Annotated in this window: 14 protein-coding genes; 3 read left to right on the forward strand and 11 right to left on the reverse strand. The window is 36.3% G+C overall.

Going from position 1 to position 12,376, the window contains the following annotated elements:
• Positions 1–38: 38 nt before the first annotated feature.
• The 4 genes from GJU43_RS07330 to GJU43_RS07345 form a co-directional block, all read right to left on the reverse strand.
• Positions 39–362: an SUF system Fe-S cluster assembly protein gene (locus GJU43_RS07330; RefSeq protein WP_053472865.1), complete on the reverse strand. Its 324-nt coding sequence runs from the start codon at positions 360–362 to the stop codon at positions 39–41.
• A 98-nt stretch (positions 363–460) separates the two neighbouring features.
• Positions 461–886: a SufE family protein gene (locus tag GJU43_RS07335; RefSeq protein WP_154340139.1), complete on the reverse strand. Its 426-nt coding sequence runs from the start codon at positions 884–886 to the stop codon at positions 461–463.
• A 2-nt stretch (positions 887–888) separates the two neighbouring features.
• Positions 889–1,242, reverse strand: a complete 354-nt coding sequence (locus GJU43_RS07340) for a hypothetical protein (protein WP_370455536.1) — start codon at positions 1,240–1,242, stop codon at positions 889–891.
• Between the two features lie 86 nt (positions 1,243–1,328).
• Entirely contained in the window at positions 1,329–2,543 is a 1,215-nt protein-coding gene (locus GJU43_RS07345; protein ID WP_154340141.1) for an aminotransferase class V-fold PLP-dependent enzyme, read from the reverse strand.
• 218 nt (positions 2,544–2,761) lie between these two features.
• Between GJU43_RS07345 and GJU43_RS07350 the strand changes: the two genes are divergently transcribed.
• Positions 2,762–4,108, forward strand: coding sequence for a serine hydrolase (locus GJU43_RS07350; RefSeq protein ID WP_154340142.1), 1,347 nt, complete (start codon positions 2,762–2,764; stop codon positions 4,106–4,108).
• A gap of 103 nt (positions 4,109–4,211) precedes the next feature.
• Here GJU43_RS07350 and sufD read toward each other — a convergent pair whose 3' ends face one another.
• The 7 genes from sufD to GJU43_RS07385 all read right to left on the reverse strand — a co-directional run bounded on the left by sufD (position 4,212) and on the right by GJU43_RS07385 (position 9,182).
• Positions 4,212–5,528, reverse strand: coding sequence for a Fe-S cluster assembly protein SufD (sufD, locus tag GJU43_RS07355; protein ID WP_154340143.1), 1,317 nt, complete (start codon positions 5,526–5,528; stop codon positions 4,212–4,214).
• A gap of 66 nt (positions 5,529–5,594) precedes the next feature.
• Complete coding sequence (sufC, locus tag GJU43_RS07360) at positions 5,595–6,341, reverse strand: Fe-S cluster assembly ATPase SufC (RefSeq protein ID WP_154340144.1); 747 nt, start codon at positions 6,339–6,341, stop codon at positions 5,595–5,597.
• Positions 6,342–6,355: 14 nt separating this feature from the next.
• Positions 6,356–6,844 carry a flavodoxin family protein gene (locus tag GJU43_RS07365; RefSeq protein WP_154340145.1) on the reverse strand — a complete coding sequence of 163 codons (489 nt, stop codon included), beginning with the start codon at positions 6,842–6,844 and terminating at the stop codon, positions 6,356–6,358.
• A gap of 6 nt (positions 6,845–6,850) precedes the next feature.
• Positions 6,851–7,123: a Txe/YoeB family addiction module toxin gene (locus GJU43_RS07370; RefSeq protein WP_132032510.1), complete on the reverse strand. Its 273-nt coding sequence runs from the start codon at positions 7,121–7,123 to the stop codon at positions 6,851–6,853.
• On the reverse strand, positions 7,114–7,311 hold the full coding sequence (locus GJU43_RS07375; protein WP_154340146.1) for a DUF2683 family protein: 198 nt from the start codon (positions 7,309–7,311) through the stop codon (positions 7,114–7,116). Before GJU43_RS07375 ends, GJU43_RS07370 begins: the two co-directional genes overlap by 10 nt.
• A 15-nt stretch (positions 7,312–7,326) precedes the next feature.
• Entirely contained in the window at positions 7,327–8,775 is a 1,449-nt protein-coding gene (sufB, locus tag GJU43_RS07380; RefSeq protein ID WP_154340147.1) for a Fe-S cluster assembly protein SufB, read from the reverse strand.
• 77 nt (positions 8,776–8,852) lie between these two features.
• Positions 8,853–9,182 (reverse strand): iron-sulfur cluster assembly accessory protein, encoded by a 330-nt coding sequence (locus GJU43_RS07385; RefSeq protein WP_059114664.1) that lies wholly within the window; start codon positions 9,180–9,182, stop codon positions 8,853–8,855.
• Between the two features lie 502 nt (positions 9,183–9,684).
• On the opposite strand from GJU43_RS07385, the gene GJU43_RS07390 reads away from it, so the two are divergent.
• Positions 9,685–10,542, forward strand: coding sequence for an MBL fold metallo-hydrolase (locus tag GJU43_RS07390; protein ID WP_154340148.1), 858 nt, complete (start codon positions 9,685–9,687; stop codon positions 10,540–10,542).
• A gap of 146 nt (positions 10,543–10,688) precedes the next feature.
• Entirely contained in the window at positions 10,689–12,323 is a 1,635-nt protein-coding gene (locus GJU43_RS07395) for a S8 family peptidase (RefSeq protein WP_154340149.1), read from the forward strand.
• Positions 12,324–12,376 lie beyond the last annotated feature (53 nt).

Raw genomic sequence — 12,376 nt, forward strand, 5'->3', positions numbered from 1 at the left:
CTGAAAACTGAGACTGAGACTGCAAACTGTATACTTTCTTAAAGCATTCCTAATTCTAATTTTGCTTCTTCGCTCATTAAGTCTTTACTCCATGGCGGATCGAAAGTAATTTCTACATCAACATCTTTGATATGCTCGATGGTTTTTACTTTTTCTTCTACTTCCCTTGGTAAACTTTCTGCTACCGGGCAGTTTGGAGAGGTTAACGTCATCAGGATTTTTACTTCGTAATCGGTGTTTACCATTACGTCATAAATCAGTCCTAATTCGTAAATATCTACAGGGATCTCAGGGTCGTAAATTCCTTTTAAAACTTTTACGATTGATTCTCCTAATTCGTTTGTGTCTATTTCTTGTTCCATTTCCATTTTATTGTTTTTGTTTTTTTTTGCCACGAATTTCACAAATTTCCCGAATTAAAAAGTTCGTGTTAATTTGTGAAATTCGTGGCAGAAGAAATTTAATTTTTACTTTTAGCGTCAAAAGCCAAAGCGTACATTTTAATATTTTTTATCATCGACACTAATCCGTTTGCACGTGTTGCCGATAAATGTTCTTTTAACCCAATTTCATCTATGAAATCTGTGTCTGCTTCCAGAATATCTTTTGCCTTCTGATCCGAAAAAGTGCGGATTAAAATAGCAATGATACCTTTCGTTAAAATGGCATCACTGTCTGCAGTAAATACAATTTTATCGTCAGCTTGTTCGCCTTGCAGCCAAACTTTTGACTGGCATCCTTTAATTAAATTGTTGTCCGTTTTGTATTCTTCTTTTATTAACGGAAGACTTTTTCCCAGTTCGATGATGTATTCGTAACGTTGCATCCAGTCATCAAACATTGAAAATTCATCTATTATCTCGTTTTGAATTTCTTTTATTGTCATAATTATTCTTTAGCAAAATCTACCAATAAGTTGACCAGTTTTTCTATTTCCTTTGGAGGAAAACCATTGTCAAATCCTTTTGTTTCGTAGGTTTTTCCGTTTGAAGTTATTTTTAAATTTCCGATGGCAGCGCCATCATAAAAACGTTTTTCTGTCGGGGCTTTCAGATCCGGAATGCTTTCTAAATTCACTTTTTCGAATTCAGCAACAATTTTGTTCCATTTTGAAGCCTCTATTTTAGTTTTAACAGCTTCATCGTTTCTGCCATTTGTAACAGAGACAGATTCGTTTTGAACAAGTATCTTTTTATAAAGTCCTCTTGAAACAGCTGAATATTCAATTTGTGTTGTTGTCATGTCTGTTTTTTTTTGGCTTGAACAACCAGTTACAATAAAGACAGTTAAAAGTAATAAAGATACTATTCGCATAAGTTAGTTTTTTTTTAGCTTAACATTGTTTTTGCTTTTTTGACGGCTTCCACCATCAGATCAATTTCCTCTTTAGTATTGTAAAAAGAAAAAGAAGCACGAATCGTTCCGGGAATACAAAAGAAATTCATAATCGGCTGTGCACAATGATGTCCGGTTCTCACTGCAATTCCTAATTTATCAATGATGGAACCAATATCGTAAGGGTGTATTCCATCAATATTAAACGAAACTACTGACGCTTTATTCTTTCCGGTTCCGTAAATTTTCAGGCCTTCAATTTCTAATAAACTTTTTGTGGCATGCGCTAATAATTCTTCTTCCTGTTTCTGAATGTTTTCAAAACCGACAGTATTTAAATAATCAATCGCAGTTCCCAATACAATTCCGCCCGCAATATTTGGTGTTCCGGCCTCAAATTTATGTGGAAGATCGGCATAGGTTGTTTTTTCGAAAGTAACTTCCTTGATCATTTCACCACCTCCCTGATACGGAGGAAGTTTATTTAGCCACGCTTCTTTTCCGTATAAAATTCCGGTTCCTGTCGGGCCGCACATTTTATGTCCGGAGAAAGCATAAAAATCACAATCCAGATCCTGAACGTCCGGTTTTAAATGCGGAACAGCCTGAGCACCATCAATCAAAACAGCCGCGCCGACAGCATGTGCTTTTTCGATTATGTATTTAATTGGATTGATGATTCCCAAAGCATTTGAGATATGGTTGACCGTAACCACTTTTGTCTTTTCGGACAGAAGTGACTCATAGGCTTCCATAATCAATTCACCATCTTCGTTTATCGGAATGACTCTCAGTACAGCTCCCGTCTTTTCACATAACATCTGCCAGGGCACTATATTACTGTGATGTTCCAGAGACGAAACAATTACCTCGTCGCCCGGTTTTAAAATCGAAGCAAAACCATTGGTCACTAAATTGATTCCGTGTGTAGTTCCGGAAGTAAAAAGGACTTCATGTGCGAATTTAGCATTTATATGGTGCTGTACCTTGCCACGGGAAATCTCGTACGCATCGGTAGCTAATTGACTTAAAGTATGAACACCACGGTGAATATTGGCGTTTATTTCCTGATAATATTTTGCGATGGCATCAATCACAATTTGCGGTTTTTGCGAAGTGGCACCGTTGTCGAAATATACTAAGGGTTTTCCGTTTACAGTTTGTGAAAGTATCGGAAATTCAGCTCTTATTTTTTGAATATCTAGCATGTCTTATTTAGAAAAAATCTATTTACAAAAGTACTAAAACTAAATTGTTTTATGCGGCTATTCTATAATTTCCTTTTATGACGCTATCGGGGGAAGGCTGAAATGTTTATTTTTTAACTTTTAATCCGGATTTATGAATATTCCTGATTGTATTTCTAAATTGAGTTGTAATAACATGCGTATAAATTAATTATATTGCAGTAAAAAGCTGAAAAATTATGAAAAAAATCCTCAAACTGCTTGTACTTGTTTTAGTTATTGCCTTTTTATATTTTGGATTTACGACTTATCCAAAACTTGATTTGATTTCCGGGTTTTCGGCCAAAAGTGTTGCTTCGGGGCATTTTCTGGATCACCGGCCGTTGGATTTAATTCAAAAAACGGACAACGATATCAAGATGATCGATTTGGCTTCCAACTCGATTGATGAGGCGGGAAAGTTTGTAACGTCAAATGTGTACGGACTAAAAGAGCGCAAAGCGATTTATCGGGAAGGTTTGGGTGCCACTTTAATTAATGATGATTTTGATGTTTCAAAACCTTACCTGCTGCCAAAAAGAGCAAAATCGAAAGCTTTACCTTTTCCTTACGGGAATATGGATCCGGTGGACACCCTTTTTTCGAATGTGGACTATTCAAAATTAAAAAAAGCGGTTGATGGTTCTTTTGATAAAAACGCAGGAAAAACAAAGCGTACACGAGCAGTTGTAGTCTTGTACAAAAATAAACTGATAGCCGAAAAATACGATACCGGTTTTACAAAAGACAGCAAAATTCTAGGCTGGTCCATGACAAAAAGTATTACCAGTTCGGCTTTTGGAGTTTTAGCCAAACAGGGAAAAATTGATATTTATAAACCAGCTCCAATTGCGGAATGGAAAAATGACGATCGTAAAAATATTACCATAAACGATTTACTGCACATGAATTCCGGTTTAGAATGGGAAGAGAATTACAGTACGATTTGCGATGCTACAAAAATGCTTTTTCAGGCAGAAGATATGGGAAAAGTTCAAATGGACAAACCGGCGCAGTTTAAACCCAACACACATTGGAATTACTCTTCCGGAACCACAAATTTATTGTCCAGAATTTTAAAAAATCAATTTAAAACACAGCAGGAATATTTGGATTTCTGGTACAGCGCCGTAATTGATAAAATCGGAATGAATTCAATGATTGTGGAGCAGGATATGTCCGGAACGTTTGTGGGTTCTTCGTACGCATGGGCCACAGCGCGTGACTGGTCTAAATTTGGATTATTATATCTTCATAAAGGAAACTGGAACGGAGAACAAATTCTGGATGAAAGCTGGGTAAAATATACGGCAACGCCAACCAATACTTCTGATGGAAAATACGGGGCTCAATTCTGGTTGAACGCCGGAGGCAAATTTCCGGATGTGCCTCGTGATATGTTTTATTGCAGCGGATACCAGGGGCAGATGGTAGCGATTATTCCGTCTCTCGATATGGTTATTGTAAGAATGGGATTGAAAGAGGAGGATCAGGGATTTGATTTTAATGGGTTTTTGAAGGGGATAATTTCTTCTGTAAAAAAGTAAATTTAACCGCAAAGAGCTAAGTAAAAAGCGCAAAGTCCGCAAAGTTTATATAAAAAACTTTGCGGACTTTGCGTAAATCTTTGCGAACCTTGCGGTTAAGCTATTACAAATCGAACCCTAAATTAACGCCTAATTTCATGGCGATAATTTTAGTAATACGTTGTTTTAATTCCGGTATTTTAATGCTTTCGATAACGGCATTTGAGAAGGCGTACATCAATAAAGCTTTTGCTTCTTTCTTCGGAATTCCGCGTGACTGCATGTAGAACATTGCGGTTTCATCAAGCTGTCCGACAGTACATCCGTGAGAACATTTTACGTCATCAGCAAAAATTTCCAATTGTGGTTTTGCATTGATTGTCGCTTTGTCACTCAATAAAATGTTGTTGCTTTTTTGAAAAGCGTTTGTTTTTTGAGCTTCTTTTTCTACGTAAACTTTTCCGTTGAAAACTCCTGTAGAACGATCCGAGAAGATCCCTTTGTAATCCTGGAAACTTTCGCAGTTTGGTGTTGCATGGTTTACCAGTGTATAATGATCTACGTGTTGTTTTTCACCGATAATTGTGATTCCGTTTAGGGTACTTGTCAGTCTTTCTCCGAAATGGTAGAAGTTCAGATTGTTACGTGTCAGATTTCCTCCAAAAGAGAACGTATGTACATATACGTGGCTTTCCTGTTGTTGTGAAACGTAGGTATTATCTACCAGATTGGCTTCACTGTTATCATTTTGAATTTTGTAATAATCAACAATGGCGCGTTTCTGAGCAAAAATCTCTGTAACCGAATTGGTTAAAACCGGATTTTCATTTAGACTCTGGTGACGCTCGATAATCTGAACATGTGAATTTTCTCCAACAATAATCAAATTTCGGGGCTGAACCATAAGTGCAGCTTCATTTCCTGTAGAGAAATACATCACTTCAATAGGTTTATCCGCTACTTTTTTCTGTGGAATATTGATAAAAGCTCCTTCACTTGCAAAAGCAGTATTCAGCGAAGTTAAACTTTCGTCTTTGCTTGCAATCTGATTGAAGTAGGTATCAATAACCATTTTATATTTTGGTTTGGTCAATGCCGATGACATTAAGCAAACATCGATTCCGTCATGTGTCGTAGAAGACAAATGCGAACTGAAAACGCCATCGATAAATACCAGTTTATACGTATCGATTTCGTGTAAAAAGTATTTTTTTACCTGATTAAATTCAATTGCATTTTCCTGCTTTGGAAAAACCGTAAAGTCATTTTTTAAGATGGCGTTTAGCGATGTGTATTTCCAGGCTTCTTCTTTTTTGGTTGGGAAACCTTTATTTTCGAAGTTTTTTAAGGCGTTCGTGCGTATGTCATGTAAATCTGAATGTACATCAACACGCTCTTCAAAAGCCATAAAAGACGATACTAATTTTTCTTTTAAATCCATTTCTGTAGTTATAAGTTATGAGTTATAAGTTATGAGTTTTTGTAAACTGCAAACTGTAACTGTAAACTAGTTTTCTGCTTTAATCCAGTCGTATCCTTTTTCTTCCAGTTCGTACGCCAGTTCTTTTCCGCCTGATTTTACGATTCTTCCGTTGTATAAAACGTGAACGAAATCCGGAACGATATAATCTAACAAACGTTGGTAGTGCGTGATCACGATAATCGCGTTTTTCTCGCTTTTCAATTTGTTAACTCCGTTAGCAACAATTCTTAAGGCATCAATATCAAGACCGGAATCGGTTTCGTCAAGGATAGCTAATTTTGGCTCTAACATGGCCATCTGAAAAATTTCGTTTCTTTTTTTCTCACCACCTGAAAAACCTTCGTTTAAAGAACGGGATAAAAATTTACGATCGATTTCCAATAATTCAGATTTCTCACGAATTACTTTTAGCATTTCATTAGCCGGCATTTCTGCCTGACCGTTTGCTTTACGCGTTTCGTTGATCGCCGTTTTCATGAAGTTCGTTACACTTACTCCGGGAATTTCTACCGGATATTGAAAAGAAAGGAAAACTCCTTTGTGTGCTCTTTCTTCCGGAGCCAAATCGGCAAGATCTTCCCCGTCAAGGAAAACCTGTCCGTCCGTAACTTCGTAGTTTTCGTTTCCGGCAATTACAGCCGAAAGTGTACTTTTTCCGGAACCGTTTGGCCCCATGATAGCATGTACTTCGCCAGCTTTTACTTCTATGTTAATTCCTTTTAGGATTTCTTTATCACCAATTGAGGCGTGAAGGTTTTTTATTGATAACATTGTTTTTTTTTATTTTATATAAATGTCAATTCTATTTTTGTTGTCTGGTTCAGGATGTTGGCATTAAAATGCGCGTGCCCTAAATATTCCATGCCTAAATAATCGGCTGATTTTTTGAACGGTATGTAAAAACTCTCTTCAATTTCATTGTCATGTGAATTGGAGATCACCGCAATTTTCTTTCCTCTGAGTTTTCTTCCGGTTTCTTTTTCAATTCGGATTAAATCCGAAAAACGATCAAAGAAAACCTTCATTATTCCACTCATATTGTACCAATATATAGGAGTCGCAAAAATCAAAGTATCATACTTTTCGAGTATTCCTCTTATCAAAGGCAAAAAATCATCATCTATGTTTTTGCTTTCATAATCATAATAGGAAATAGTATAATCGCTCAAATTAATTACATCTGTTGCAGCATCTTTAGCGATTTGATCTACAATTTTAGTGGTGTTTCCGTTTTTTCGGGAAGAACCTAAAATGATGACTGATTTGTTTTCCATTAATACTTATTCGTAATGTCCTTTCATAGAAAGGATATTGAGTATTTCGATATTGTTTTCTTCTGTTATTCTATATATTATTCGATGTTCTTTATCGATTCTTCTTGACCATCTTCCAGATAATTCGTATTTTAATTGTTCTGGTTTTCCCAGTCCTTCATAAGGATGAATTAAAATGTCTTCAATTAAACTTGTGATTTTTTTCATTATTGATTTGTTTCCTGATTTCTTCCAAAAAAGAATATCTTTTTGTGCCTTTTCAGAATAAATTATTTCCACAAATCTTCAATTTTTATTTTAATTCCTTTTCCTTCTTCAATACTTTTTTCCGCTTCAAGAATTTCTTTTACAAACTTTGAATTATATGGTTTTTCATTTTCTTCAACAATTTCAAAACCAAGAGATTTTGCCAGTGATTTTAAAACTGGAAAATCTTTTTTCTTTACATTTTTTAAGATGATATCCATAATTCTTGTTTTTTCTTATCCAACAGATCCTTCCAAAGAAATCTCTAATAATTTTTGAGCTTCAACCGCAAATTCCATTGGTAATTTGTTCAGTACATCTTTACTGAAACCGTTTACAATTAAGGCAATCGCTTTTTCTGTCGGAATACCTCTCTGGTTGCAGTAAAAAACCTGATCTTCTCCGATTTTACTGGTAGTGGCTTCGTGTTCTATTTTGGCCGAAGGATTTTTGCTTTCGATGTAAGGGAAAGTATGTGCCCCGCAATTATTACCCATTAATAAAGAGTCGCATTGCGAAAAGTTCCTTGCATTTTCGGCTCTCGGGCTAATTTGCACTAGTCCACGGTAACTGTTTTGTGATTTACCGGCTGAGATACCTTTTGAAATAATAGTCGATTTAGTGTTTTTACCTAAATGGATCATTTTAGTTCCGGTATCTGCTTGTTGGTGGTTATTGGTTACGGCAATGGAGTAAAATTCCCCAACCGAATTATCTCCTTTTAATACACAGGAAGGATATTTCCACGTTACAGCTGAACCTGTTTCAACCTGTGTCCATGAAATTTTAGCGTTTGTTTCGCATAAACCTCTTTTGGTAACGAAGTTATACACTCCACCTTTTCCTTCTTTGTTTCCGGGGAACCAGTTCTGAACGGTAGAATATTTAATTTCAGCATCATCCATAGCGATTAATTCTACTACAGCAGCGTGCAATTGATTTTCATCGCGGCTTGGAGCCGTACAACCTTCAAGGTATGAAACGTAACTTCCTTCGTCGGCAATAACAAGGGTTCTTTCGAATTGTCCTGTTCCGGCCTGATTGATCCTGAAATAAGTGGAAAGTTCCATTGGGCAACGAACGCCTTTTGGAATATAACAGAAACTTCCGTCAGAGAAAACGGCTGAGTTTAAGGCTGCGTAGAAGTTGTCCTTTTGAGGTACAACGCTTCCTAAATATTTACGTACTAATTCAGGATGTTCTTTGATGGCTTCAGAAATCGGACAGAAAATAATTCCTTTTTCTGCCAGTGTTTTTTTGAAAGTCGTAGCCACAGAAACAGAATCGACCACAATGTCCATAGCGACATTGTTCATCATTTTTTGCTCATCGACAGAGATTCCCAGCTTTTTGTACATTTCTAAAAGTTCCGGATCTACATCATCCAGCGTTTTGTTTGGATCTACCTGTTTTGGAGCGGAATAATAAGAAATGGCCTGAAAATCGGGTTTGGTATAATGTACATTGGCCCATTCCGGTTCGATCATTTCTTTCCAGGCACGAAAAGCCTCGATGCGCCAGTCGGTCATCCATTGAGGTTCTTCTTTTTTAAGAGAAATAGCGCGAACAATATCTTCATTTAAACCAATAGGGAATGTTTCCGATTCGATATTAGTATAAAATCCGTATTCGTATTCTTTGGTTTCGAGTTCGATTTTTAAATCGTCTTCAGTGTATTTTGACATTTTTTTCTTTTTTAAAACGTTATAAGAAATTAGTTTTCTTAAGCGTTTAAATTTTTGCTTTTATAAATTCGTTTGATTTATAGAGAAAAAGATTCTCCGCAACCACAGGTTCTGCTTGCATTTGGATTATTAAACACAAAACCTTTTCCATTTAATCCTCCGGAGAATTCAAGAATTGTCCCGGCTAAATACAGAAATGATTTTTTTTCAACTGCAATTGTTATGTCGTTGTCTACAAATATTTTATCGTCGTCGCCTTTCGTTTTATCAAATTTTAAATCATATGACAAACCAGAGCATCCTCCGCTTTTTACGCCTACGCGTACGTAGTCTTGAGCGGCATCAAAACCATCATCTTTCATCAGGTCGATGATTTTCTTTTTGGCTGTATCAGAAACTTTTATCATTGTGTTTATAGTATTTATCTTTTCTTTTATTTTAAGCTGTATTTAAAATAGTAATGAAATGATTACATTTTAAAGTACTGTCTTTCAATGTTGAAATGAAATTATCTGCAAAGATACGACTTAAAAACCTTTTTCCATAATGGTTCACATTAATATAACAAATGTTAAAATAGAGAGAAGTTATATAATAATTCTGTCAGCAGGCTTTATGTTCTTTGGTTTATAGTTTTATAGCAACATTCTCAATTTTTGTTTTGCCACTCCCGATAGCTATCGGGATGCACGAATTTTTGTTTTAGTTAAAATAAATTCATGAATTTCATTTTACAGGGGCGGTTCTAAATTATTGAAATTGTTGCGCTTGTTTGCTATCGTTCGGGTCGTGGTGGTTTTTTTTTATTTCTTTTGCCGCAAATAAGAAAGATTGCGTTTTTGAAGGTGAATTTGTAGTATAAGGAAATCCAATTTCCTAGCTTTGTTTTACTAATAGAAATTCAAGCTCATGAAACTTTACCCTATAGAATCCGGAAATTTTAAATTGGACGGAGGCGCGATGTTTGGTGTTGTTCCCAAAACCATCTGGAATAAAACGAATCCTGCCGATAACAATAATCTGATTGATATTGCAGCACGCTGTCTGCTCATTGAAGACGGGAATCGCCTCATTTTGATTGATACCGGAATGGGAGAAAAACAATCAGAAAAGTTTTTTGGGTATTATTCGCTTTGGGGATCGCACTCGATCGACAAATCGCTTGCAAAATATGGCTTTCAGCGGGATGATATTACGGATGTTTTTATGACACATCTTCATTTTGATCATTGTGGAGGCAGTGTACAATGGAACGCTGACAAAACAGGGTACGAACCCGCTTTTAAAAATGCCAGATACTGGACAAACGAAAATCATTGGGAATGGGCAACAAAACCCAACGCCCGGGAAAAAGCGTCCTTTTTAGCTGAGAATATTTTACCGATGCAGGAAAGCGGTCAACTGAATTTTATTCAAAGGCCCAATAGTGATTATGGTTTTTCAGAAGAGTTGGGTTTTGAAATTTTCTACGTTGACGGACATACCGAAAAACAGATGATTCCACATATCAGGTATCAGGACAAAACTATTGTATTTTGTGCCGATTTACTGGCAACTGCCGGACACATTCCGCTGCCTTATGTGATGGGTTATGATACAAGACCTTTGTTGACAATGCCGGAGAAATCAAAATTCTTAAATGCAGCTGCAGACCATAAGTATTATTTGTTTCTCGAACATGATGCACACAACCAGATTATAACGGTAGAACATACCGAAAAAGGAGTTCGGTTAAAAGATGTTTTTACTTGCGAAGAAATCCTTTAAAAGAAAATTTTAAAACATAAAAAACCTGCCCTATGTTAAATTCCTTGACGGTTAAAAATCATAACGCAGTGTTAATGGTTAGTTTTTTGTAACAAAAAAGCATAATTTAGTCGCAACTTTTAACTTTATACATTAAAAATAGATACATGAGTCCTATAAAACCTATTACTTTATCTGCCTTTGCATTGCTTATTTTAGCAGGTGGAGGCGCCACTTTACAAGCACAAACTTCAGCTCCTAAAGAGGCAATCACCGTACCTTTAGCGATTGTAAAAAAAGCCCCGGTTACAGAAAACGATTTAAAAAGATGGAGTCATCTGGATCTTGTAAAAGATACGATTCCCGGAATGAGTGTTGATAAAGCCTATGCTGAACTACTTCAGGGGAAAAAGGGTAACAAAGTAATTGTTGGTATTGTAGATTCCGGTGTTGATATTGAACACGAAGATTTGAAAGGAATGATCTGGACCAACGCTAAAGAAATTGCGGGTAACGGGATCGATGATGATAAAAATGGTTTTATCGATGATGTTCACGGCTGGAATTTTCTTGGCAATGCTGTTCATGAAAACCTTGAGATGACCCGTGTTGTTAAAAAAGGAGACAACGGATCTGCTGAATATAAAAATGCTTTAGCACAGTACAACGAAAAATACGAAAAAGCGTTACAGGATAAACAACAGGTTGACTTTTTACTTGATGTTCACAATACGATTAAAAAAGAGTTAAATAAAACGACTTACAAACTGGAGGATTTAGCTGCGATTACTTCAACAGATCCCAAAGTACTGCAAAGTAAAAGCATCATGACACAGATTTTTACCAATGCAGGACCTACTTTTGATCCGGAAGCGGAACTAAAAGACTATAGTGAGCAGGTTTACGATCAGTTAAATTACAATCTAAACAAAGAATACGACGGAAGAAAAGTCGTAGGAGATAATCCTGAAGATATCAAAGACAACCATTACGGAAATAACATTGTTTTTGGTCCGGACAAAGAAAAAGCACTTCACGGAACTCACGTTGCGGGAATTATTGCGCAAATCCGTCATAATGATTTAGGTGGCGACGGTATAACGAACAATGTTGAAATCCTAACCGTAAGAGCCGTTCCTGATGGAGATGAATACGATAAGGATATTGCATTGGCAATTCGTTATGCAGTAGACAATGGTGCAAAAGTAATCAATGGAAGTTTCGGAAAAAGCTTTTCCCCTCACAAACAATGGGTGTATGATGCGATCAAATATGCGGCTAAAAAAGATGTTTTAATTGTGCATGCTGCAGGTAATGACGGTTCTAACATTGATGAGACAAAAAATATCAATTTCCCTAATGATGCAGAGGACAACATCAAAGAATTTGCAGATAATGTGCTTACAATTGGTGCAATCAATAAAGCCTATGGCGAAAATGTAGTAGCCGGATTTTCAAACTTCGGAAAAATAAATGTAGATGTTTTTGCTCCGGGAGAAGAAATTTACGCAACAGTGCCAAACAACAAATACAAATATTTGCAGGGAACTTCTATGGCTTCGCCTAATGCAGCCGGAGTTGCAGCTCTGATACGTTCTTATTATCCAAAATTAAAAGCTTCGCAGGTAAAACACATCCTGATGGATTCAGGGGTTTTGCTTCCTGCAAAGGTAGTTTTGGGTGAAAATCCAAATCCAAATGAAAAACCTGTAGCTGTTTCTTCTTCGGAATCTTCTAAGACGGGTAAAATGGTAAACGCTTATAATGCTTTATTGATGGCTGAAAAAATGTCAAAAAAATAGAAAAATAAATTACTAATCCGATGGAAGAGTGAACACTCTTCCATTTTTTTATT

The organism is Flavobacterium sp. LC2016-23 (genome assembly GCF_009674775.1).
In the GTDB taxonomy this organism is placed as follows: Bacteria; Bacteroidota; Bacteroidia; order Flavobacteriales; family Flavobacteriaceae; genus Flavobacterium.